This is a genomic window from Tenacibaculum sp. Ill (assembly GCF_051938915.1).
Taxonomy (GTDB): domain Bacteria; phylum Bacteroidota; class Bacteroidia; order Flavobacteriales; family Flavobacteriaceae; genus Polaribacter; species Polaribacter larymnensis.
The window spans coordinates 1,372,859-1,394,707 of sequence record NZ_JBPSCW010000002.1; the positions used below are offsets into that span (position 1 = coordinate 1,372,859).

Sequence of the window (21,849 nt, forward strand, 5' to 3'; positions counted from 1 at the left end):
TTTTAGTTTTTGTCAAGTTGTGTAATGATGTTAATCCATCAAAAAACATTCCTTTTTTAGTATTTCAGAAATTGTTTTTGCTTTGTTTAAAATCATTACATGTGTTCCGTTTTCAATTTCAATTGAATTTTTAATATATTTTATAGGAAAAACTTCATCTTTTTTTCCGTGAATATGAATTATACCGGGAATAGATTCTTTTTGTTTCCAGTGTAATACATTATATATAGCCCATTGCAAATATTCTTTGTTTCTAATTGATAGGTATATTTTATATAATTCAGCACGTTTTTTTAAATAATCATTAAAAAAGTAACGTTCATAATTTTCAATATTTGAAATAACTTTTGAAGGGAAAAGCTTATAGGCTTTTGTTACTTGTACTAGTTTAAAACGCTTAGGAAACTCTTTATTGCTTTTAACACTTGATATTATAATTATTTTTTTACAATCAATAATTTTACTCATTTCCTGTACCATAATACCTCCAAAAGAAACTCCAATTAACACAGGGTTTTTGTGTTGAATTTTAGCACACATTCGTAGAGCATATTCTTCAATACTTTCGTTAATAGAGGTTGGTAGCATCCAATCTAAAAAGTGCAGTTCAAAATGCTCTTCCGGTAAAGAAATACGCTCAAATATTTTGGTATTGGCAGCTAAACCAGGGACAAAATACAAGTGAGTTTTAGGCATTATTCAATAAACTTTTTGTCTAATAATATACCATCAATATATTCGTGTACATCAATAAGCTCATCAGGAATATCTTTCCATAAACGAATTAAGATTTGTTTTCCATCATGAACTATATAAGTACTAGATAAATCTGGAATTTTGGGATTATTATAAGCGTCCTTAAAGCTTTTAAAATCTTTTTTAGTAAGTTTTTCGTTTAACTCTTGTAGTTGTTTTTCTGAAAGAGTGAATTTTTGAATACCCTCTACAAGTACATATTCTACCCCATTATAAACTACATTCCCTTTTTTATCAATAGAAACTGTATATACAGGGCAATCACCAAAGCATTTCGTTTTGATAATTCTTAAAAGGTTATTTTTTTCTTCGGAAATGATGTTAGTTAATTTTTCTTCTGAGTTGGCATCAACTAATCTAAACTCTCCGCTTTCCTGTAGTTTACCAATCCAAAAATCACGCTTGCCTTCAGGAACTTCAACAATGCCTATTTTTGAAGCATCAGTTTCATAAGCCATTTTACTCCAAGTTAAGCCGCTATTTTTTATAAGTGATTTTACATCATCAATACTTTTAGCGTTTTTAAGAACAATAATTAACTCATTTTGAGAAGCTATAGGTTTTGTAACTTCTTCTTCAATAATTGTTTCTTTTTCTATTGGCTCTGTTAATTTGGTTTCAGAACTTTTTTTAGGAATACCACAAGAGATTCCTAAGGCTAAAAAAGAGTATAATAGGTACTTCATAAATGAGTTTTTTGATTGTGTGAACTAGTTGACAAGTTAAGCAATAACTCCAGCATCCACAAAATCAAAACGAACTAAACCATCTTCATCAATTTTTGTTAACGTAACTGTGTGTAATGTATTTACCAATTCAGGATTCCAAGGAGCCTTAACTTTTACATAGTTTTCTGTAAAACCGTGGATATATCCCTCTTTATTTTCACTTTCAAATAAAACTGTTAAGGTGTTACCTAACTGACTTTCATAAAAAGCTCTACGTTTTTTAACAGATAACCCGCGTAGCATTTTACTACGTTTTGCACGTGTTTTCTTAGGTACCACACCGTCCATTTCAACAGCTTCTGTGTTTGGTCTTTCAGAATAAGTGAAAACGTGTAAGTATGAAATGTCTAATTCACTTAAATAGTTGTAGGTTTCTAAAAATAATTCATCTGTTTCACCAGGAAAACCAACAATAACATCTACACCAATACAAGCGTTAGGCATTACCTCTTTAATCTTAGTAACTCTATCAGTATATACTTTACGTAAATAACGACGCTTCATTTTCTTTAACAGTTCATCACTACCAGATTGTAGTGGAATGTGAAAGTGCGGAACAAATGTGTTTGAGTTTGAAACAAAATCAATCGTTTCATCTTTTAATAAATTAGGCTCAATAGAAGAGATTCGTAAACGATTAATTCCTTCAACTTTATCAAGTGCTTGTACCAATTCTAAAAAAGTATGTTCGTGTTTTTTATTACCGAATTCTCCTTTTCCGTAGTCACCAATATTTACTCCTGTTAAAACAATTTCTTTAATTCCTTTCTCAGAAATTTCTTTAGCATTTTTTAATACGTTTTCTAACGTATCACTTCGTGAAATTCCACGTGCTAACGGAATGGTACAATAAGTACACTTATAATCACATCCATCTTGTACTTTTAAGAAAGCACGAGTACGATCCCCAATAGAATATGAACCCACATAAAAATCAGCTTCTTCAATCTCACAAGAATGTACTTCACCAATTTCGTTTTTGGTCAGGTCGTTAATATAGCTAGTTACATTAAACTTTTCAGTAGCACCTAATACTAAGTCTACACCATCAACAGCAGCTAATTCTTCAGGTTTTAATTGCGCATAACATCCTACACCAATAACAAAAGCCTCTTCATTTTTCTTTAAGGCAGATTTTACAATACTTTTAAAACGTTTATCAGCATTGTCTGTTACCGAGCAGGTGTTAATTACATATATATCTGCTTTTTCTTCAAACTCAACACGCTCAAACCCTTCATTAACAAAGTTTCTGGCAATGGTTGAGGTTTCTGAAAAATTTAATTTACAACCTAATGTGTAAAAAGCTACTTTCTTATCTACATTCATCTTTTCTCTGTCCTAAATAAAAAACAAAAGCCTTGTACAAGTCTTTAATTTTTTAGAAGTTCGTATAGTTTATTTAATCTACTACTGCTTAAAGCAGTTTTGGGTTTGCAAAAGTACGATAATATTCATGATTTTTGAAACGAAAAGATTACTTATTCGAAAGCTTCAAGTTGTTGATATAGAACCTTTTTATGAGTTAGAAAGTAACCCTAAAGTATTACAATATGCCACAGGAGAACCTAAAAATTTAGAAGAAAGTAAAGAAGATTTAAAACAGCTTATAGCACGATACACTAATAAGGAAAATGATTTTTGGATATATGCCATAGAACGTAAGTTAGACAATGAATTTGTAGGTACGGTTGCTTTGGTAAAAGACGAAGAGGGAAATGATGAAATAGGCTATCGGTTTATAGAACGATACTGGGGTAATGGTTTTGCAACGGAACTTTGTGAAGGATTAATACAGTACTGTAAATCGGTAGGAATGAAAAAACTGATTGGGTGTGTGGTGGATGAAAATGTAGCTTCCGCTAAAATATTAGAACGATTTAACTTTGTTGTGATAGAGAAATTTATAAGTGATGATATTGGCTTACCAGAAACAAAATATGAACTAATTTTATGATAGTAGATAATTTAAAACCTCCGTATTACGCAGTAATTTTCACGACAACTCTTTCAGATGACACAGAAGGATATTATGAAATGGCTGAAAAAATGGACAATTTAGCTAAAGAACAAGATGGGTATTTAGGTATTGAATCGACAAGAAGCGATGTAGGGATTACGGTTTCGTATTGGGAAAGTTTGGATGCTATTTTAAAATGGAAAAATAATGTAGAACATACTAAAGCTAGAAATATAGGAAGAGAGAGATGGTATAAAAAATATCAACTTCGAATAAGCAAAGTAGAACGAGAGTATGGGTTTGAAAAATAGAGAAGAGAAAATAGAGGAAAGAAAAGAGAGAAGAGAGAAGAGAGACTCTAGAAAGCGTCAGTTTGAATGTAGTCGAGAGCTTTTACCTTTTGCCATTTGTCTTTTGCTTTTAATCACTTCCTGCGGAAAAAAAACGTCAACTTTTAACGATTCACAAGTTTTTCGCTATAACGAGCATTCAAATATTACCTCATTAGATCCTGCTTTTGCAAAAGATCAACGAAATATTTGGGCTGTAAATCAATTGTATAATGGATTGGTAGAGTTGGATGATAGTTTACAAGTACAACCTTCGATAGCTAAGAATTGGACAATTTCTGAAGATGGAAGAGCTTACCAGTTTCATTTAAGAAATGATGTATTATTTCACAAACATAAACTGTTTGGAAAAGACTCTACAAGAAATGTAATAGCTAAAGATTTTGAATACTCTTTTAATCGATTACTTGACAAAAATGTGGCATCTCCAGGAGGTTGGGTGTTACAAAATGTTGCTAATTTTAAAGCAGAAAGCGATTCTGTTTTTACAATCAATTTAAAGCAACCTTTTCCACCTTTTTTAGGATTGTTAGCCATGAAGTATTGCTCTGTAGTTCCAAAAGAAGCAGTTGATTATTTTGGAAATGAGTTTAGAGCAAACCCGATAGGAACTGGTCCTTTTCATTTTAAACTTTGGGTAGAAAATACCAAGTTGGTATTGAGAAAAAATCCACTATTTTTTGAAAAGGATGACAAAGGAAATCAACTTCCGTATTTAGAAGCAGTAGCTGTAACTTTTTTACCAGACAAACAAAGTGAGTTTCTACAGTTTATTCAAGGAAATATAGATTTTATGAAAAGTTTAGATGCCTCGTATAAAGATGATATTCTAAACACAGACGGAACCTTAAAAGAGAAATATGTTTCTAAAATCAATATGAAAACAGGGGCGTATTTAAACACAGAATATTTAGGGATTTATTTAGATGGAGAAGAAGAGCACCCAACAAAATCGAAATTGATACGACAAGCTATAAATTTTGGGTTTGATAGGGAGAAGATGATTAAGTTTTTGAGAAACGGAATCGGGAGTCCTGCTACAAGTGGATTTATTCCAAAGGGATTGCCATCGTTCAATAATCAACAAGGATATTCATACAAACCTGAAGAAGCAAAGAAGTTAGTAGCACAATACAAAGAAGAGACAGGAGATGAGAGTCCGCAAATAGCAATTACAACGAACAGCAACTATTTAGATTTGTGTGAGTTTATTCAACGTGAATTACAAAAAATAGGAATAGTAACTAAAGTAGATGTGATACCTCCTTCAACATTACGCCAAGGAAAAGCTAATGGTAAGTTGCCTATTTTTAGAGCAAGTTGGATAGCTGATTATCCTGATGCAGAAAATTATTTATCGCTTTTTTATAGCAAAAACTTTACACCAAACGGCCCTAATTATACACACTTTACAAATGATTTTTTTGATAGGTTGTATGAACAATCCATTAAAGAAGTAAATGTAAAAAAGCGTTATACCCTATACCAAAAAATGGATAGTATTATTATTGCTGAGGCCCCAATTGTACCATTATATTATGATGAGGTAATCCGCTTTACACAGAAAAATGTTACAGGTTTAGGAATTAACCCTATTGATTTATTGAATTTAAAAAGAGTACAGAAAAATTAAGAGCTACTTTTTGCTTCATTCCAGTAGTAGCTATCAGGGTAGATACGTTCTCCAAAAATAGCTGTTCCAACTCGTACAATAGTAGCACCTTCTTCAATAGCGATTTCTAAATCACCACTCATTCCCATGGAGAGTTCTTCCATAGCTACATTAGGAATTTGTAGTGCCTTGATTTTTTCTTGAAGCTGTTTTAAAAGGCGAAAACATTTTCGAACTTCATCGGATTCTGAGCTTAGTAAACCAATGGTCATTAACCCCTTTACATGAATATTTTTAAACTTAGATATTTCTTTTATAAGCTCAATAGTTTCCTCTGGATTAGCTCCGAATTTACTTTCTTCAAAAGAGGTGTTTACTTGTATGTATACATCAATTTCTTTTTCCTCAAAAATCAACCGTTGATGTAATTTTTCAGCAACTGATAAACGATCGATAGATTCAATACAACTAGCCCATTTTAGAACTTCTTTAATCTTGTTACTTTGTAAATGACCAATAAAATGTACTTCAGGTTGTAAATGCTTTATTGCATTACACTTTTGCTTTAATTCTTGTACTTTATTTTCACCCACAAGAGTTTCACCTTGTTCTAAAGCAAAGTTTATTTTATCAGTATTTACTGTTTTTGTAGCTAGTAACAATCGAACATCTTCTGGTAATCTGTTAGCTTTCTTACAAGCAAATTGTATTCTTTGATGAATAATGCTAAGGTTGTTTTGAATATTATCCATTTACGAATTGATTGTTTAGTTCTTCTTTTTCAATAATTTTATTTTTTACAGCTCGAAGAGTAATGTCTTTTGCTTCCGCATACGATATATCGTACACACGATTTACTTTTCTAAACTCTTCTGGGAATTGTTGCAGTAACGTTTCGTAATAGCTGTCTAAGTCTGATTCACTAGGCGCTTCGAATTTAAGTTTTAACTGAAAACGTCTTAAAAGTGCAGTATCTATAACACTAGAGTGATTGGTAGCAGCAATTAATAAAACATCGTTAGGTAATTGATCTATTAATTGGATTACAGTATTAACCAATCGTTTCATCTCGCTTGAGTCTTTGCTGTCATAATCACGAGCTTTACCGATGTAATCAAATTCATCTAAAAATAACACAGCACTTTCTCTTGTAGCTTTTTTAAAAACTTCGGAAATATTTTTAGCTGTTTCTCCTAGTTTTGAAGAAACAATGCTACCCAAATTAAGTATGATAATTTTTTTATCAAGCTTTTTGGCAATAGCTTTAGCGGTGGTAGTTTTACCACAACCAGTATGTCCGAATAATAAGATTTTATTGTCAACAGGGAGTTTGTATTGATTCAAAACAGCTATATGTTTAAATTCTTTTAGTAGTTGCTGTAGCGTATTTTTATTTTTATTACTAAGATGAACTTCATCTAGTTCTATAGTTGTTTCTTTCGTTTGAAGAATCAAGTTATGTATAGCCATTTTATAATTTTTTGTCAAAAATAAAAGGTTATAGGTAATAAAGTAAACCTTTTAACATACAGTTAAGAAGTAGGATTGATGCTTTAAAACACTAACCTTTAAACTCATGTTCTGGACAATCAATTCTTAACTCTTTCGAAGATAATTTAGATTGTAAAAGTTTACAAAAATGCTCATTGTTTTCATTTTGATAATAAGAACAAGTAAAGCACATTCTTTGAATAGTTATAACTCCTGCCTGATTTAGTTGGTATATTACTTTTAAGAGTCCTGTTAGTATATCTTTCTTTTGATTTTCAGGTAATGAACTTAAAGGTTTCTCTATATTAAGTGTAAAATTAGCTGATTTCTCTGCTATTTGTTTTCCTTGATTGGTTAAACCAATAATATAACTTCTAGTATCGCTAGGGTTATTAAACTTTTGAACTAACTCTTTTTTCAATAAAACCCTAATACTATCACTAATGGTAGCTTTAGTCATATTGAACTCTTCAGCCAAATAACTCACTTTGCATTTTTCTTCAGAGTGAAATAGTAAAAAAATTAGAATTTGAATTTGAATAGGGCTCAAAGAGTTCTCCTTACTTTCGCTCCAAAGAAGTACTCTGAAAGCTTCAGAAATTCGCTCCAAAGCCACAACTATTTTACTTTCAATTTTAGTGTTTTGCTGATTTAAGTCAAAAGGAGATTTCATTAATTACAGTTTTCCATTTCGTATATAAAATACCCTTTTTTATGTATCGCATCTTCCCATTCAGGTTTGAGTATTTCAATATGGCAAAATACACATTCTTTTGAAGATATTTCTAGGTTTTCTAGACCTTTAGTTCTTAAATATTCTTTTCCATAATTAAAAATTATGTTAGTGTCTTTATTGTTAGAAGGTGCAATAATATCAAAATGCATTATTGTATTATCTTTCTTAGTTACATAAGTATCCCAAACAGCTACTTCCATTTTATATAATTTAAAATATTAAAAAGCTCTACAAGATTAGGAATCCTAACTTTGTAGAGCAAAAAAATTATCCTTTTACTTCTTCCATTGATGCTCCAAAATTAATATGGAGTACATTACCAGTAGGAGTTACCAAAGCAGGGACAGATTTTACACCAGCATTTTCTGCTTCTAAAATTCGATTTTTGTCATTACCGAAGTGAACTACTTCAACATTGTCTAAACCAATTAGATTTATAATGTCTTGTTCTGCACTAACACAAACAGGGCAACCTGCGTGATAAAAAATAGATTTACTCATAATTATATTTATTTTAAATTTTATTACAAATATAGTTAGGTTTCCTAACTAATAAAAATTATCATGAATAAATTTTTAAAAATAAATACTGATAAAAGAGTTTTATTTCTTTAGAAAGGAGTAGAAAGAATAAAATCATTAATAGTTAATTAAGAAATAAAAATGTTATGTAATTTTAGCGGTTCTAATTGTTTAGAGAAAAGATTTAATAATTGAGATGAGAATAGGTTACTTAAAAAGAGGTATGAGATTGTTATTTGTAAAACAAGTTACAATCGCAGTCCTTTTGTTATTTACTTTTAAAGCAATGTCACAGTCGGAAGGAGTGCAAGGGTTTAAAGCTTTTGGAGTGAACCCTACAATACCTAATGATTCTCTTTTTTTTAAAATTAATACTGCAGAAAATTTTAAAGCCAAATATGATGCTACATTTGACCTTATAGAATTTCATAGAGAAAAAGGAAACTTAGACTCTATAATATACTATGGAAATAAACTGTATACAGAAACCACTAAGAATAAATTAATAGACAAAGAAAATCATTTATCAAAGGTTTCAAGTATAGTTGCTGAAGGAAAGTTAGAAAAAGGACTTTTTGACGAGGCTTTGAAGTGGTTTTTTAAAGGAATAGAACATTCAAATAGTGAGTCGAATGATGAGTTGTTTATCAAAAATAGAATAGGACTAGGAATAGTAAAATATGTTAGAGGAAAAGAAGAGGAAGGAAAAGCAATTTTAGAAGAATGTATTGAAAATGCTCCAAACGAAAAGCTAAAGCACGATGCTATTTTTGAGCTAGGTTTTATTTATTACACAAGAAAAGAGTTTGAAAAAGCAAAGGAAAACTATGAGAAAGCAAGACTGTTTTATGTAGCAGAAGGCTTTGTAAAAGAAGCATTGAAAACTGACTTATGGCTTGGTAGAATATTACAAAAAGAAGGGAAAATAGATGAGGCATTAGATCTTTGTTATAATGTTTTTAACGAATCGTTATCCAGAGGCTTCTATACCTTATATGCTAAAGCAGGGAATGTAGTAGGGAATTTTTATTTAAAGGAGAAAGATTATGAAAATGCCAAAACTATATTGTCTACAGTATATATAAACTCTATTCAGTGGAGAAATTTAGAAATAGAAAGAAGAGCTATTTTAGGTCTTCAAAATGCTTATGCAGAAACAGGAGATTATAAAAATGCGCATGCTTTAATGACACAATTAAATCGTGTAAACAATGAAATTTTAGTAAGTCAAAATAAACAGCAAGTCAATGAGCTAGAAGTACAGTATAAAACACTGGAGCAAAAACAAGAAATAGAACGACAAAAAACAATGAAAGCTCATATTTTAATAGTCTTTCTTATTGTATTAATACCTGTACTTGCTCTATTATATGTTTACTATCAAAAGCTTCAAACACAAAGTAAACTTAATAAGACTTTAGAAGAAGTAAATCAACAAAAAATAACTACTTTACTTAAAGACCAAGAGTTAAAGTTGGTAAAAGCTTCACTAGAAGGACAGAATAATGAAAGAAAGCGTATTGCTAGAGAGTTACATGATAGTATTGGAGGCAACTTAGCAACTATAAAATTGCAATTATCTAATAAGAGTAAATTAGAAGAAGAAAGTCTCATTAAACAAGTAGATGAAACGTATAATCAGGTAAGAGAGTTGTCTCATAACTTAATGCCTAAAAAGTTTAAAGATTCTGCTTTTACAACAATTATAACGGAATATATAAATAATGTTAAAGCATTATCTAAAGAACAAATAACGCTACAAATTCATCCGGCAGATGAGGTGGATCAAATAGATGAGAACTTAAAAGTAGAACTCTATAAAATAATTCAAGAATTATTGACCAATGCATTAAAACATGCTAAGGCAACACAAATAGACATTCAACTTTCCGTATTCAATAATACAATACAACTACTTTTTGAAGATGATGGGGTTGGATTTGATCAAGAAAAAGTAAGGTACGGACTTGGGTTTCAAAATTTAAAAGATAGATTAAAAACAATTAAGGGAAATGTTTTAATAAACTCTTTTCCTAGCAGAGGAACAGTGATAGATATTGATGTACCTTTAAATTAATACATGATGACTTATAATATTATTTTAGTTGATGACCATAAAATGTTCTTAGACGGATTGTTAAACATTTTTAAGAATGAAGATGTTTATAATATCTTATTAACGGCAAATAGTGGTGAAAATGTAATAAAGTACATAAAAACAAATCCAGATCAACATATAGATATTGTTATTAGTGATATTTCTATGCCAGATATAGATGGTATTACATTGAACGATTATATAAAAAAAGAACGTTCAGACATCAAAACATTAATTGTTAGTATGCATACAGATACAGGGATGATAGATGCATTGATTAAGAATAATGTTGATGGATACCTGTCTAAAAATGCAACACAATCTGAATTACTACAAGCTGTGCAAACTATTCTTAATGGTGAAAAATACTTTTCACAATCTGTACGGGAAGCTTACATGGAAAATGTTTTTAATAAAAGAAAAGAAGCGTCTGTAATGTTAACGGCAAGAGAAAAAGACGTACTTAAGTTAATTGCTGAAGAATATACTACACAAGAAATAGCAGATAAACTCTTTTTAAGTAAACATACTATTGAAAGTTACAGGAAGAATTTAATATCAAAACTAAACGTAAAAAACCTAGCCGGATTAACAAAATACGCAATAAAACTAGGACTTGTAGAGTAATAATTTAGCGTACCCCTGAAAACAGGGTAATAACTTTCACTAGTTTCAGTCTATTTAAACAATAGATACTCTCGCATCTTTGTACCGTAATTAATAAGTAATAAAGTTATGGTAATTTTTGGATGGCGAGAAGCCAAAATAAACATACAACCAGTAAACAATCATAGTTGCAATTATTGTAATACGCCAGAGCGATTGTTTATACAAGTAAATAGATTGTATGCACATATATTTTGGATTCCTGTTTTTCCATTATTCAAAAAAACATACAGTATTTGTGGGCATTGTAAATTAGAAATGAGCAAAAGTCAAATGCCACCAGATTTACAACGAAAAGCAAAAGAGCATAAGCAAACAAGTAAAACTCCTTGGTGGATGTTTTCAGGACTTATCATCGCAACTTTTTTAATGCTGTTTATGTTTTCTTCAGCACTTTTAATTCATAAATAATAAAATCAATATAAACCATTTAAATTTTAATTAAACATGATTTACGGAATCTCATTAGTATTTTTAAGTATTGTGGCAGTGCCATCTTTAATCTTATCAAAAAAACCAAACGCCAAAGAATTATTAGAAAAAATAGAGCCTTACCAAGGATGGATTGGTCTTATCTTCTGTATTTGGGGAATTTGGGGAATCATTTCAGCTGTTTTAAATATAGGTTGGTTAACTACGGCACCAATATGGTGGGGAACTTTCTTAGCAGGTAGTATTGTTGAAGCAGGGTTAGGTTTTATGTTAGGATACGGAATGATAAACAAGTTATTATTATCAAAAAATCCTGAAGCTAGAGAAAAAGCAGAAATATTGAGAGGGAAGATTGCACCGAAACAAGGAAAGTTAGGATTATTAGGAATAGCTGTAGGAGTGTGGATGATTGTTGCTTCATTCATCTTTATATAAGCTAACTAAATAAAGAAAGAGAAAAAAATATAACATTGTAAACTAAGGCTTAAATAAGGTAGGGGTGTGGGGTTTCTATCAAAAAATCAAAAAAAAAGCCTTGTTTGCAATGTTTTTTACATAAACGTTAAGAATTTATTTTATAACCTGATAAAAGATATTAGAAATGAAAAGGGTAAATAATATTTTAGGGGTAATTGTAGTATTTATAATGTTTGCAAGTTGTCAGAAAGAAACTCCGCAAAAAGTTGTTGAAAAAACAGTACTTAAAGCCAATTTATTGATGGCTAATTATGGCATAGGGTATTTTGAGCAACTTAAAGAATTACAAAAAAATGAATATCTAAAGTACTATGATAATGACGGAGAAGAATATGCAGCAACATATTCTCAATACCTTCATAGAGTCACCATACCAAATCTTGAAAGAAGTTTAAAAGATATTCAGAAATTAGAAGTAAATGAAGATTCAAAAGAGTTAATAAATGCTTCTGTTGAATTATTTGAGTTTTGTATCGACTTTTATAAAAAGGACTATGCAGAAATAGCATATATGTATGATGAGGGAAAAACTCAACAAGAAATTAATCAGTTAATCAAAGAGTTTAAAGCAAAAAGCCTAGAAGAGATTAAAGAAAAAAACTTAGAACTAGACGAGGCAGCAAAGAAATATGCTGAGAAAAAAGGAGTAAACTTGAAGTTTGTTTAAACAATTTTTAAATCAAGCTTAGGTTCAACACCAATTACATATTTAGACTTAATAGTTAAGGATTCTTTTTTGTCGTTGGAAACATCTTTAATGTATTTAGGAACAGTTAAGCCGCTTTCATTTATAATAAGTTTCTCATTTTTATAAATTGTAATTTCTGTCATCACCACAATTTCACTAGCTGTAGAAAGTTCTTCCTCTTTTAAAACTGTATGCTTTTCAGTAAAACCTAATTTGTTTGAAGTCTTTTCAAACAACCAATCATTCGATTTCATGGCTTTTTTACTAACCTCAAATACTTTGTGATGTTCGCAATAGTATTTTTGTTGAATGTCAGGTTTCCTATTTTCAGAAGAGCTTGTACCAATAGTTAACGTAATTTTCTCAGGAATAAAGACAGTATCTGAATTAGACTGCCTCATTAAGTTATAAAAAACAGAAACTTGTTGCTCACTATCCAATGCACGTTGCATAGTTTCACTCACAATAATATCTGGAGAAAAGTTTTTTGGGAATTGATATTTTGTAGCATCTTTATTTACAAAATTGATGTTATGTGATTCTAAACCTAACTTTTTAATTGTACTTTTCAAAGCCTCAAAACTTAAGGGATTTATTTCTAAAAGTGTGTATGTTATATCAAAATCAGTATACTTCAATATAAAAGGAAGTATGAGCGAAGCAAAAGGACCAGTACCAGCATAAAGAATATGTAGTGAGTCTTTTTGATAGATTTTCTCTTGAATAGCAACCTCAATTCCTCTAATAAACTTATAGGTTCTTACCAAATCATCAAGACAATTAGCGGCCCATAAAGTACCTATCGCTAAACCATTTTCAAGTTGAACATTATTTCGATGCTCTTCATTATTTATAGTTTCATTTGAAGTTCTAAAAAGTAATTGTTTATACTCTTTTAAAGCTGAAGAATAATCAGGTTTTTCTTCAAAGAATTGAGAAGTAATATGCAGTAACTCTTTTTTTAAATTCATCATAAGTTATTATTTAGATGTAAGTTTTAATAACTTTTGTTCCATTTCCATAATAAGTTTTTCAGAAGCAGGCTCATTGTTACGTTTTAGCTCGTTTAAGATAAGACGTATTGTTTCAGGAGAATCAGTTTCTTCTTGTATAGGTTGAAAGCTATCTTTTGGAGCAAGTGAAAAGAATAAAGAATCTGACCATTCGTTTCTTTCTGCATCAATAACTAAGTGTACACGATCCTTATTTCCTTTGTTGGCAACAGAATGTACATAATTTACATTCGTATACCAACATTCTCCAGGCAACATATTCAATTGTTTATCATTTAAAATAAATTCAACCTTGTTATTTGTAATAATCGGAATATGTAAGCGAAAGTTGCCATCTTCATAACCCAGTTTGTAATCACGGTGAGGTTTTATTTCTGCGCCAACATTTAAACGCAGTAAGCGAGCAGATAAAATAGGGCATTGAAAAGAGTTAATGACCTTTCTAAAATAATTACAATCACTCATTATGGGAGTTTCCTGAATAGTACCATTATCATTTTGAAAAGCAAAAATGTTAGAAGTATCACCATTGCTAGTATATAAAGGAATTGCTTTCCACTCACCTTCATATCCTGATGTGTTAAAATGAGGAATCCAATGTTGATTTACAACTGAAGAATAATCATGTAAAAGCTTATCTGTATCAAACAGAAAAGGAAGTTTTAAGGATGTGGTAGTTTTAATTTCTTTCACTAGAATGTAAAATTTAGAGATGGAATAGTTTTACAGCAAGTTAAAAGAAAAAAAGCAGACAAAATATCTTTTGAGAATAAGTGCTAACTTTTTAAGTATAAATGAAAGAATATTAAAAATAAAAAAAAAGCAACCTTTTTGGGGCTGCTCTTTATTTTTAAGAAACTAAATCTTTAATTCGATTCGTAATTGTTTTTTTAATGTCTTTAGGATAACTTCTATCCCCGTGAAAAACATCGGCCATAGCTTCGCTAAACTGTTGACCGTATTTTTTCAATACAATATTTCGAATATTTTTTTGTTCGTAAAACCACTTAGAAAGCCATAAACCAGTTTTTATTTCAGGAAGTAAGCTTTCCGATATTTTTTCTAGGTATAATTTTTTAGCTAATTCAGGTTCTTTTTCACTCTCAATTATAGCTTCAGCAGCCAATTTACCACTGTAAATAGCGTTAGAAATTCCTTCTGCAGTTATGGGATCAGCAAAGCCAGCAGCATCACCAATTAAAAATACATTGTTTTTAACAAATCCGTCTGTACGAGGAGAAACAGGAATTTGAAATCCATGCTGAGATTCGCTAACAATATTAGTAATATTTAAAGTTTTTAAATATTGTTGATAGTGTTCTTTTAAATTAATTTTAGTTCTTCTAGCGGAAGCAACTCCAATAGATAAATGCTTCTTCTTTGGAAAATTCCATGCATAACCATAAGGAATAGCATCAATATCAAAACGAACTTCTTTAGATAAACGTTCAAAGTCTTCATCAGAAACCTCTACTTCATATTCTAAAGCAGGAATTAATTTACGAGTATCTTCTTTCCATCCAGCCATTTTTGCGGTTGGACTCAAAGCTCCGTCTGCAGCAATAACAAAATTAGCAGTAAAATTCCCCTGAGAAGTTTCTAGAGTAATAATATCATCAGAAAAAGATAATCCTTTTAATTTATGATTTTCTAATAACGTAGCTCCAAATTCTTTTGCTTTTTGGGTAATTAGATTGTCAAAAGAATCACGCATAATCATAGAAATAGTTGGTTTTTCTCTATGCGTTTTAAAATGAAGTTTTTCTCCCAAATAAATATCAACAGTATGGAACTCTTTTTCAACTACCTCCTTAATATCAAAAGGTAAGTTTTTACGTCCTCTAAAAACAAAACCACCTCCGCATGTTTTATAGCGAGGTAAAGTTTCTTTTTCAATAATAACAGTTGAAATACCTTTTTGTGCTAAATAAAAAGCTGTTGAAGCTCCTGATGGTCCGCTGCCAATAACAGCAACATCGTAATGTTGTTTCATAGGTTAGTTTTTAAATCGGTTAAAAATACACTTTTATACCGAAATAAAAATAAAATTACCAATGTAAGCGAGCCATAACAGGGTAGTGATCAGAAAGTTTTATGTCTCCGTATGTTTTAAACTGGTTAATGGTAGCTTTTTTATCTGTTAAAACAAAGTCGATACGCATAGGGTAGATGTATCGGAAAGATTTACCTAGGCCAATTCCACATTCAATAAAAGCATCTTTTTTATCAGTAGCCAATTGTTTATACGCCCAAGAATAAGCTGTGTTATTAAAGTCGCCACAAACAATTTTTTTGCCTTTCCAAGAATACTCATGTTGTTGGATTAATTCAACCTGACTTACTTGTTTAACAAAACCATTTTCTAAACGTTTAAATAAACGTTCTGAATTTTTTTCTCCAAAATTTTCTTTTTTTGGATTTAGTTTTAACGATTCTAAATGTACATTGTATACACGAACAGTGTCATTTTTAACAAGAATATCAGCAAAAATGGTATTGTTAGCACTTTGTTTAAAATCAAGAGAACCAGAATTTATAATTGGGTGCTTAGAGTAAATAGCTAGTCCGAATTTATTCGTTTTCGTTTTCGTTTTTATGTATTTGTAAGGAAGTTTAATGTCTAACATTTTTGAGTTATAAAACTCCTGTATGGCAATAACATCTGGATTTTCATTGTTGATGAATTCGTAAATTTTCTGCTCAGTAGTTATATCTTCTTCATGTTTATAATGATTAAATAAATGAACATTATAACTCATTATTTTTAAATCATCATTTAAGATTACTTCCTTGTTTGAAAATTTAACTAAGGGAGTAGAGATAAACCATCCTATAGCTAAAACGAGTAATGATAAAAATGCATTTTTATGCATTTTAATAAGCCAATACACAAAGAAACCAATGTTTACGATAACTAAAAACGGGACAAACAAGCCAAAAACAGAAAGGAAAGGAATTGTTTGCGGAGATACGTACGGAAGTGCGTACGATAGCAATAAAACAGCTGCAAAAACTGAATTGATAAAGAATAAAAATTTATTAGCTATCGAAAACTTTTTCATTTAATTTTTTCCTTGTTTAAATAAAAACTCTTTTTCACTTTTACTTAAAGTATCGTATCCAGATTTACTAATTTTATCTAAAATAGCATCTACTTCTTCTTGATTTTTTGTTTTATCAACGTTTGATTTTTGGGTTTTATTACCAGACTTATAAACTGTTTTTAGCTTTTTCTCTCTTTTAGAAAAAAGTTTGTTTATTGATTTAAAAATATCCAATTCCTTGTTACTAGCGCTACGAACATAGAAAAAACCAAATAAAGCACCACCAAGGTGTGCTAAATGCCCACCAGTATTACCAGCAGGAATTTGAATAATATCAATAGCAACCCAAATACAAGCTAATACCCACAATTTTACAAAACCTATCAGAGGAAACTTTAATTCGTAATTAGGCATGTAGGTAGCAATACCAATAAAGATGGCAGAGATACCAGCCGAAGCACCTAATAAAACACTATTATGTGCAACATCTTGTAATGCAGGGAAAAAATTATAGCTAGCTATAAAAATAATACCTCCAAAGAGAGTTCCTAATAAATAAAAACTAAGTAACTGTTTAGGAGTAAAATATTGTTGAAATAAATGCCCGATATAAAATAAAGCAATTAAGTTAAGTAAAATATGTAAGAAGCTAGTGTGTAAAAAACCATACGTAATAATAGTCCACGGTTTTAGTATAAAATCATCAAAGTTGGCAGGTAAAGCTAGCCATTCTACTAAAAAGTTAGTTTTAGATTGAAAAAGAAACCCAAAAGTATTGGTAACAAAAACAAGTAAGAAAACAGCTAAGTTTACATAAATTAACTGTTCAACAATTCCTGCATGTTTAAATCTATATTTTAAGTTATCGAGTACATTCATGATGTATGACTTCAGTAAGAATAAAAATTTTAGTTACTAAATTAACGAAATTTAAATTGATTTTTTTTCCAGTACCAAGCAATAATAAAACCAATTATAGCACCACCAATATGTGCAAAATGTGCAATATTACCAATTGAATAACTAGTCATACCAAAGAATAAATCACTTAAAATAATTAAAGGAATAAAGTATTTGGCAGCAATAGGAACAGGGAAGAAAATCAATGCTAGTTTAGCATCAGGATAAGTTAATCCAAAGGCAACTAAAATTCCATAAATAGCACCTGAGGCACCAACGGCAGGAGTGTGGTATAAACTATAAAACTCACTCATAGTTTTATTAGATAAAGTAATTAAACTATCGTTATACTGTCCTGAACTTAAAATATTTTGAATTTCAGCAGGAGAAACTCCCATGCCAATTAGCTGTTCATATATCCCATTAAATTGATAATAATTAGCAAAAGTGTAAATTAAGCCCGCACCAATCCCAGCAGAAAAATAAAAGAATAAAAATTTATTTCGTCCCCACATTTGCTCAAGTGGAGTACCAAAAGCCCACAAACCATACATGTTAAAAAGTAAATGAGCAGGCCCACCATGCATAAACATGTGTGTAATATATTGCCAAACCCCAAAATGTTCATTTTTTGGATAATGCAAAGCAAATAGATTAGTTAAATCCATGTTTAATAGCTGAGGAGCAAAATACATAATCACGTTAATGATTATTAAATGCTTTATGGCTTGTGTTAATCTAGGCATATTACTTTTTATTTATTAAAAATGGCATCTATTTCATTTAAAGCTAATGTTTTAAACGTAGGTTTGCCAAATGGTGAAATATTAGGATCTTTACAAGAGAATAAGTTGTTTACTAAGTTTTCTTGCTCTTTTGGATTTAAAGAAGTTCCTGTTTTTATAGCGAGTGATTTTGCAAATGATTTTGCCATCACATCAAAGTGACTAAAGCTAGTGTCAGGTACTTCAAGTTTAATATCATCTAATAACTGCTCTAAAATAAGTGTAATTTGACTTTCACTTATTGAGGTTGGAATTCCTGCAATTACTACACTTTCTTTGGTGAACTCATCAAACATAAAACCAGCACTCTCTAAATCAGTTTTTATGCTATATATCATTTCTATATCAGACGAAGAAAAAGAAATATTTACAGGAAACAACAGTTGTTGACTACTAGCTTCTTTAACAGTAATGTTCTCCAAAAATTCTTCATACAATACACGTTGATGTGCTAAAGATTGGTGAATTAATACGACTCCTGATTTTATAGAACTCAACAAGTATTTTTTTTGAATCTGGAAGGTTTTTCCAGTCTCGGTTTCTTGCTCAGGTTCAAAAAGCTGTTCTTGCTGAACAGGTTCAATAGTTTCGGTATTTGTATATAAAGCTTCCCAACTTCCAGTATCTTTTTTAAAGTTAGACTGATAACTGTGTGTTGTAGTACTTTTTGGTGAACTACTTGTATTAGAAGGCTCTTTATAACTAGTTTCAGTTTTAAAAGGGTTAAATGTAGGGTCTACAGTTATTGGAGGAACTGAAGAGTTACTTTTTTTACTATAATCGTAAGGAGTATCTAAAGTAGAGTCTCTATCAAAATCCAAAACAGGAGCTACATTGTATTGCCCTAAACTATGTTTAACTGTAGCACGTAAAATAGCATATAACGCTTTTTCGTTATCAAACTTAATTTCTGTTTTTGTTGGGTGAATGTTAATATCAATCGTATTTGCAGGTACCTCTAAATACAAGAAATAAGAAGGATGCGAACCACTTTCTAACAAACCTTCAAAAGCATTTACTACAGCATGATTTAAGTACGAGCTTTTTATAAAACGGTCATTCACAAAAAAGAATTGTTCACCACGTTTTTTCTTAGCAAACTCTGGTTTTGCCACAAAACCATTAACAGTAATAATATCGGTTTGCTCATTAATAGGAACTAACTTTTCGTTCATTTTAGTTCCAAAAATAGCGACGATACGTTTACGTAAATTACTTTTCTTTAAATGATAAACTTCGTTATTATTATGATGTAATAAAAAAGAAATGTTTGGGTGTGCTAGAGCTACACGTTGAAATTCATCAACAATATGGCGAGTTTCAACAGTGTCAGATTTTAAAAAGTTACGACGAGCAGGAATGTTAAAAAATAAGTTTTTAACAGCAATACTGGTACCCTTAGCAGTTGAAACTACTTCTTGAGAAGTTATTTCACTACCTTCAATTTTTATTTGCGTGCCTAACTCATCATCTTCTTGTTTTGTTTTTAGTTCAACATGTGCAATGGCAGCAATAGAAGCTAAAGCTTCACCACGAAATCCTTTGGTGTTTAGGTTGAATAAATCTTGTGCATCTTTAATTTTTGAAGTAGCATGACGTTCAAAACTTAAACGAGCATCGGTAGCACTCATTCCTTTACCGTCGTCAATTACTTGAATCAAAGTTTTTCCAGCATCTTTTAACAATAGGGTAATAGAAGTAGCACCAGCATCAATAGAGTTTTCAATCAGTTCTTTAACTACAGAAGCAGGACGTTGAACAACTTCTCCAGCAGCAATTTGATTCGCAACATGATCAGGTAGTAACTGTATAATATCTGACATTTAGTTATTTTTTAGGGAAAAAGATTGAAAGGTCAAAATCGATAATAAATAAAAATATTAGTGTTAAAACCAAGGCTATAACTACTATAGTTTTATTCAGTTTGTAACCAGAATCTTTAAACTCGTCAAAAGCAGCATTAAATTTTCCCTTTAAACTTTTTCTCTTTCCAACAGTAGTTCTGTACTCATCAAATTTATGTTTTACTTGATAAGGATTACCATCCCCTTTATAATAACGAGGTTTGTAATCGAACTTTTTATTTTCTCTTTTGATAAATCCCATAAAATTGTTGCTTCTTTAATAGCTTAAGTGGAACAAAAATCACACCAAATAAGACGAGTTCCAAAGTTACTGAATTATAGAGAGGTGGTCAAAAAAAGTGTATAAATTAAAGTTAAAAAGCGTCTAGGTTGTACAACCTAGACGCTTTTTAATAATGTTTATCTAAAACAGAATTAATTAAAAACCTAATGAATTTGATGGACGTTCTTGATTTTTAATTGCTGCCATTTTAACTGCTGCTACAGCACATTCAATTCCTTTGTTTCCTAGTTTACCACCTGAACGATCAATAGATTGTTGTTTAGTGTTGTCGGTCAATACACAAAAGATTACAGGAATATCGTATTTAATGTTTAAGTCTACAATTCCTTGTGTTACACCTTCACATACAAAATCGAAATGTTTGGTTTCACCTTGAATCACATTCCCAATGGCTATGATAGCGTCAAGCTTTTGTGTTTCGATCATTTTTTTGCACCCATATACTAATTCGAAACTACCAGGAACATCCCATGAGACGATGTTTTCTTCAGTAGCTCCACAATCTAGTAAAGTTTCAATAGCACCTTTGTGAAGGTTTTTAGTGATTTCAGGATTCCATTCTGAAACAACAATCCCAAATCGAAAAGACTTCGCATTTGGGATTGTTGCTTTATCGTAATAAGATAAATTTGTTGTTGCCATTATTGAGCGTATTTTGCACTGTTGATATATTTTTCAATATCTCTTCCTTGATCAGAATCAGCGTATTTTTCTTTAATGGTTGTATAAAATTTTTCAGCTTTACCGTACTCTTTTAAATCCATTGCAATTTGAGCTGCTTTGAATAAAAATAAAGGAGTAGTAAATTGATTGTCTTTTTTATTTGCTGCTTTTTGATAGTAGTCTAAAGCATCTTTTGGCTGGTTAATATCAGCAAAAGCATCACCAATAGCACCTAAAGCAGTAGGCCCTAATAATTCATCGTCAGAACTAAAATCACTTAAATACTCGATAGCTTCTTCGTATTTTTTCATTTTTAAGTAAGAAATACCTGCATAATAGTTAGCTAAGTTTCCTGCTTTTGTTCCTCCAAATTGTTCAGCAATGTCAATAAAACCATATTTTCCATCACCACCTTCTAAGCCTAAAGTATATAATGAGTCAGCAATAGCTCCTGCAGAAGTGTTTGCTTTTTCAAAGAAAGTACGAGGGTATGCTAATTCGTTTGAAGCTTCTTGTTGTGTTGGCTCAGCAATAAATTTGTTATAAGCCAAGTACACTAAAATTAAAGCTGCAACAGCTACCAATCCGTAAAATAATGGCTTGCTATTTTTTTCAATCCATTCTTCTGATTTATTCGCAGTATCGTCTAAAGTGTTAAATACTTCAGCAGTAGTACTTTGAGATTCATCAAATGTTTCTTCTACTTCTTGTGTAACCTTTTCTTTCTTAGGTTTATAACCTCTTTTCTTGTATGTAGCCATAATTGCTTAAAAAATTAGT

The 21,849-nt window shown here is 30.6% G+C and carries 26 protein-coding genes; 8 read left to right on the forward strand and 18 right to left on the reverse strand.

The window, feature by feature from the left end; all coding sequences use genetic code 11:
* Positions 1-30: 30 nt before the first annotated feature.
* The 3 genes from ACTPNM_RS06525 to mtaB are packed head-to-tail and all read right to left on the reverse strand — an operon-like array spanning position 31 to position 2,813.
* Positions 31-696, reverse strand: a complete 666-nt coding sequence (locus ACTPNM_RS06525) for an alpha/beta hydrolase (RefSeq protein WP_440121069.1) — start codon at positions 694-696, stop codon at positions 31-33.
* On the reverse strand, positions 696-1,442 hold the full coding sequence (locus ACTPNM_RS06530; RefSeq protein WP_274641372.1) for a DUF6438 domain-containing protein: 747 nt from the start codon (positions 1,440-1,442) through the stop codon (positions 696-698). Before ACTPNM_RS06530 ends, ACTPNM_RS06525 begins: the two co-directional genes overlap by 1 nt.
* A gap of 36 nt (positions 1,443-1,478) precedes the next feature.
* On the reverse strand, positions 1,479-2,813 hold the full coding sequence (gene mtaB, locus ACTPNM_RS06535) for a tRNA (N(6)-L-threonylcarbamoyladenosine(37)-C(2))-methylthiotransferase MtaB (RefSeq protein WP_440121070.1): 1,335 nt from the start codon (positions 2,811-2,813) through the stop codon (positions 1,479-1,481).
* 127 nt (positions 2,814-2,940) lie between these two features.
* Here mtaB and ACTPNM_RS06540 point away from each other — a divergent pair, with 127 nt between their 5' ends.
* From ACTPNM_RS06540 to ACTPNM_RS06550, 3 genes are read left to right on the forward strand one after another with little or no spacing between them, the layout of a single operon-like run.
* Positions 2,941-3,441 (forward strand): GNAT family N-acetyltransferase, encoded by a 501-nt coding sequence (locus ACTPNM_RS06540; protein WP_440121071.1) that lies wholly within the window; start codon positions 2,941-2,943, stop codon positions 3,439-3,441.
* Positions 3,438-3,755, forward strand: coding sequence for an antibiotic biosynthesis monooxygenase family protein (locus tag ACTPNM_RS06545; protein ID WP_440121072.1), 318 nt, complete (start codon positions 3,438-3,440; stop codon positions 3,753-3,755). The genes ACTPNM_RS06540 and ACTPNM_RS06545 overlap by 4 nt, the downstream gene beginning before the upstream one ends.
* Positions 3,739-5,427 (forward strand): ABC transporter substrate-binding protein, encoded by a 1,689-nt coding sequence (locus tag ACTPNM_RS06550; protein WP_440121073.1) that lies wholly within the window; start codon positions 3,739-3,741, stop codon positions 5,425-5,427. Before ACTPNM_RS06545 ends, ACTPNM_RS06550 begins: the two co-directional genes overlap by 17 nt.
* On the opposite strand, the gene ACTPNM_RS06555 is transcribed toward ACTPNM_RS06550, so the two are convergent.
* The 5 genes from ACTPNM_RS06555 to ACTPNM_RS06575 all read right to left on the reverse strand — a co-directional run bounded on the left by ACTPNM_RS06555 (position 5,424) and on the right by ACTPNM_RS06575 (position 8,134).
* Complete coding sequence (locus tag ACTPNM_RS06555; RefSeq protein ID WP_440121074.1) at positions 5,424-6,158, reverse strand: YggS family pyridoxal phosphate-dependent enzyme; 735 nt, start codon at positions 6,156-6,158, stop codon at positions 5,424-5,426. The genes ACTPNM_RS06550 and ACTPNM_RS06555 overlap by 4 nt on opposite strands.
* Entirely contained in the window at positions 6,151-6,876 is a 726-nt protein-coding gene (locus ACTPNM_RS06560) for an AAA family ATPase (RefSeq protein ID WP_440121075.1), read from the reverse strand. The genes ACTPNM_RS06555 and ACTPNM_RS06560 overlap by 8 nt, the downstream gene beginning before the upstream one ends.
* Before the next feature lie 91 nt (positions 6,877-6,967).
* Complete coding sequence (locus ACTPNM_RS06565; protein ID WP_440121076.1) at positions 6,968-7,570, reverse strand: MarR family winged helix-turn-helix transcriptional regulator; 603 nt, start codon at positions 7,568-7,570, stop codon at positions 6,968-6,970.
* The gene (locus tag ACTPNM_RS06570) at positions 7,570-7,833 is read right to left on the reverse strand and encodes a DUF2024 family protein (protein ID WP_440121077.1); all 264 of its coding nucleotides are present in this window, start codon (positions 7,831-7,833) and stop codon (positions 7,570-7,572) included. The genes ACTPNM_RS06565 and ACTPNM_RS06570 overlap by 1 nt, the downstream gene beginning before the upstream one ends.
* A 67-nt stretch (positions 7,834-7,900) precedes the next feature.
* The gene (locus ACTPNM_RS06575; protein ID WP_274641363.1) at positions 7,901-8,134 is read right to left on the reverse strand and encodes a thioredoxin family protein; all 234 of its coding nucleotides are present in this window, start codon (positions 8,132-8,134) and stop codon (positions 7,901-7,903) included.
* A 307-nt stretch (positions 8,135-8,441) separates the two neighbouring features.
* On the opposite strand from ACTPNM_RS06575, the gene ACTPNM_RS06580 reads away from it, so the two are divergent.
* The 5 genes from ACTPNM_RS06580 to ACTPNM_RS06600 all read left to right on the forward strand — a co-directional run bounded on the left by ACTPNM_RS06580 (position 8,442) and on the right by ACTPNM_RS06600 (position 12,495).
* A complete protein-coding gene (locus tag ACTPNM_RS06580) occupies positions 8,442-10,232 on the forward strand; it encodes an ATP-binding protein (protein WP_440121078.1) in 1,791 nt (596 codons plus the stop codon).
* 3 nt (positions 10,233-10,235) lie between these two features.
* Positions 10,236-10,880 (forward strand): response regulator, encoded by a 645-nt coding sequence (locus ACTPNM_RS06585; RefSeq protein ID WP_440121079.1) that lies wholly within the window; start codon positions 10,236-10,238, stop codon positions 10,878-10,880.
* Between the two features lie 108 nt (positions 10,881-10,988).
* Positions 10,989-11,330, forward strand: coding sequence for a hypothetical protein (locus tag ACTPNM_RS06590; RefSeq protein ID WP_440121080.1), 342 nt, complete (start codon positions 10,989-10,991; stop codon positions 11,328-11,330).
* Positions 11,331-11,366: 36 nt separating this feature from the next.
* Positions 11,367-11,786, forward strand: a complete 420-nt coding sequence (locus ACTPNM_RS06595) for a hypothetical protein (RefSeq protein WP_125068289.1) — start codon at positions 11,367-11,369, stop codon at positions 11,784-11,786.
* A 166-nt stretch (positions 11,787-11,952) separates the two neighbouring features.
* A complete protein-coding gene (locus ACTPNM_RS06600; RefSeq protein ID WP_440121081.1) occupies positions 11,953-12,495 on the forward strand; it encodes a hypothetical protein in 543 nt (180 codons plus the stop codon).
* Here the strand turns inward: ACTPNM_RS06600 and ACTPNM_RS06605 are convergent.
* From ACTPNM_RS06605 to ACTPNM_RS06650, 10 genes are all read right to left on the reverse strand, one after another.
* Positions 12,492-13,490 (reverse strand): hypothetical protein, encoded by a 999-nt coding sequence (locus ACTPNM_RS06605; RefSeq protein WP_440121082.1) that lies wholly within the window; start codon positions 13,488-13,490, stop codon positions 12,492-12,494. The genes ACTPNM_RS06600 and ACTPNM_RS06605 overlap by 4 nt on opposite strands.
* 6 nt (positions 13,491-13,496) lie before the next feature.
* Positions 13,497-14,222 carry an aspartyl/asparaginyl beta-hydroxylase domain-containing protein gene (locus tag ACTPNM_RS06610; protein ID WP_440121083.1) on the reverse strand — a complete coding sequence of 242 codons (726 nt, stop codon included), beginning with the start codon at positions 14,220-14,222 and terminating at the stop codon, positions 13,497-13,499.
* Between the two features lie 157 nt (positions 14,223-14,379).
* Positions 14,380-15,522: a geranylgeranyl reductase family protein gene (locus ACTPNM_RS06615; RefSeq protein WP_440121084.1), complete on the reverse strand. Its 1,143-nt coding sequence runs from the start codon at positions 15,520-15,522 to the stop codon at positions 14,380-14,382.
* A 55-nt stretch (positions 15,523-15,577) separates the two neighbouring features.
* Positions 15,578-16,591 carry an endonuclease/exonuclease/phosphatase family protein gene (locus ACTPNM_RS06620; protein WP_440121085.1) on the reverse strand — a complete coding sequence of 338 codons (1,014 nt, stop codon included), beginning with the start codon at positions 16,589-16,591 and terminating at the stop codon, positions 15,578-15,580.
* Positions 16,592-17,452, reverse strand: a complete 861-nt coding sequence (locus ACTPNM_RS06625; RefSeq protein WP_440121086.1) for a rhomboid family intramembrane serine protease — start codon at positions 17,450-17,452, stop codon at positions 16,592-16,594.
* Between the two features lie 41 nt (positions 17,453-17,493).
* Complete coding sequence (locus ACTPNM_RS06630; protein ID WP_124591219.1) at positions 17,494-18,219, reverse strand: rhomboid family intramembrane serine protease; 726 nt, start codon at positions 18,217-18,219, stop codon at positions 17,494-17,496.
* Positions 18,220-18,227: 8 nt separating this feature from the next.
* On the reverse strand, positions 18,228-20,081 hold the full coding sequence (gene mutL, locus ACTPNM_RS06635; RefSeq protein WP_440121087.1) for a DNA mismatch repair endonuclease MutL: 1,854 nt from the start codon (positions 20,079-20,081) through the stop codon (positions 18,228-18,230).
* Positions 20,082-20,085: 4 nt separating this feature from the next.
* Positions 20,086-20,364, reverse strand: a complete 279-nt coding sequence (locus ACTPNM_RS06640; RefSeq protein ID WP_274641352.1) for a riboflavin synthase subunit beta — start codon at positions 20,362-20,364, stop codon at positions 20,086-20,088.
* Positions 20,365-20,541: 177 nt separating this feature from the next.
* Positions 20,542-21,048: a 6,7-dimethyl-8-ribityllumazine synthase gene (gene ribH / locus ACTPNM_RS06645; RefSeq protein ID WP_440121088.1), complete on the reverse strand. Its 507-nt coding sequence runs from the start codon at positions 21,046-21,048 to the stop codon at positions 20,542-20,544.
* The gene (locus tag ACTPNM_RS06650; RefSeq protein WP_274641350.1) at positions 21,048-21,830 is read right to left on the reverse strand and encodes a tetratricopeptide repeat protein; all 783 of its coding nucleotides are present in this window, start codon (positions 21,828-21,830) and stop codon (positions 21,048-21,050) included. The genes ribH and ACTPNM_RS06650 overlap by 1 nt, the downstream gene beginning before the upstream one ends.
* Positions 21,831-21,849 lie beyond the last annotated feature (19 nt).

Bases quoted from the DNA above. Each gene is read 5' to 3' on its own strand.
- ACTPNM_RS06565 (WP_440121076.1), bottom strand. From the start codon at position 7,570: ATGAAATCTCCTTTTGACTTAAATCAGCAAAACACTAAAATTGAAAGT.
- ACTPNM_RS06595 (WP_125068289.1), top strand. From the start codon at position 11,367: ATGATTTACGGAATCTCATTAGTATTTTTAAGTATTGTGGCAGTGCCA.
- mtaB (WP_440121070.1), bottom strand. From the start codon at position 2,813: ATGAATGTAGATAAGAAAGTAGCTTTTTACACATTAGGTTGTAAATTA.
- ACTPNM_RS06630 (WP_124591219.1), bottom strand. From the start codon at position 18,219: ATGCCTAGATTAACACAAGCCATAAAGCATTTAATAATCATTAACGTG.
- ACTPNM_RS06640 (WP_274641352.1), bottom strand. From the start codon at position 20,364: ATGGGATTTATCAAAAGAGAAAATAAAAAGTTCGATTACAAACCTCGT.
- ribH (WP_440121088.1), bottom strand. From the start codon at position 21,048: ATGGCAACAACAAATTTATCTTATTACGATAAAGCAACAATCCCAAAT.
- ACTPNM_RS06615 (WP_440121084.1), bottom strand. From the start codon at position 15,522: ATGAAACAACATTACGATGTTGCTGTTATTGGCAGCGGACCATCAGGA.
- ACTPNM_RS06575 (WP_274641363.1), bottom strand. From the start codon at position 8,134: ATGAGTAAATCTATTTTTTATCACGCAGGTTGCCCTGTTTGTGTTAGT.
- ACTPNM_RS06545 (WP_440121072.1), top strand. From the start codon at position 3,438: ATGATAGTAGATAATTTAAAACCTCCGTATTACGCAGTAATTTTCACG.
- ACTPNM_RS06570 (WP_440121077.1), bottom strand. From the start codon at position 7,833: ATGGAAGTAGCTGTTTGGGATACTTATGTAACTAAGAAAGATAATACA.
- ACTPNM_RS06590 (WP_440121080.1), top strand. From the start codon at position 10,989: ATGGTAATTTTTGGATGGCGAGAAGCCAAAATAAACATACAACCAGTA.
- ACTPNM_RS06555 (WP_440121074.1), bottom strand. From the start codon at position 6,158: ATGGATAATATTCAAAACAACCTTAGCATTATTCATCAAAGAATACAA.
- ACTPNM_RS06585 (WP_440121079.1), top strand. From the start codon at position 10,236: ATGATGACTTATAATATTATTTTAGTTGATGACCATAAAATGTTCTTA.
- ACTPNM_RS06530 (WP_274641372.1), bottom strand. From the start codon at position 1,442: ATGAAGTACCTATTATACTCTTTTTTAGCCTTAGGAATCTCTTGTGGT.
- mutL (WP_440121087.1), bottom strand. From the start codon at position 20,081: ATGTCAGATATTATACAGTTACTACCTGATCATGTTGCGAATCAAATT.
- ACTPNM_RS06580 (WP_440121078.1), top strand. From the start codon at position 8,442: ATGTCACAGTCGGAAGGAGTGCAAGGGTTTAAAGCTTTTGGAGTGAAC.
- ACTPNM_RS06550 (WP_440121073.1), top strand. From the start codon at position 3,739: ATGGGTTTGAAAAATAGAGAAGAGAAAATAGAGGAAAGAAAAGAGAGA.
- ACTPNM_RS06650 (WP_274641350.1), bottom strand. From the start codon at position 21,830: ATGGCTACATACAAGAAAAGAGGTTATAAACCTAAGAAAGAAAAGGTT.
- ACTPNM_RS06600 (WP_440121081.1), top strand. From the start codon at position 11,953: ATGAAAAGGGTAAATAATATTTTAGGGGTAATTGTAGTATTTATAATG.
- ACTPNM_RS06540 (WP_440121071.1), top strand. From the start codon at position 2,941: ATGATTTTTGAAACGAAAAGATTACTTATTCGAAAGCTTCAAGTTGTT.
- ACTPNM_RS06560 (WP_440121075.1), bottom strand. From the start codon at position 6,876: ATGGCTATACATAACTTGATTCTTCAAACGAAAGAAACAACTATAGAA.
- ACTPNM_RS06605 (WP_440121082.1), bottom strand. From the start codon at position 13,490: ATGATGAATTTAAAAAAAGAGTTACTGCATATTACTTCTCAATTCTTT.
- ACTPNM_RS06625 (WP_440121086.1), bottom strand. From the start codon at position 17,452: ATGAATGTACTCGATAACTTAAAATATAGATTTAAACATGCAGGAATT.
- ACTPNM_RS06620 (WP_440121085.1), bottom strand. From the start codon at position 16,591: ATGAAAAAGTTTTCGATAGCTAATAAATTTTTATTCTTTATCAATTCA.
- ACTPNM_RS06525 (WP_440121069.1), bottom strand. From the start codon at position 696: ATGCCTAAAACTCACTTGTATTTTGTCCCTGGTTTAGCTGCCAATACC.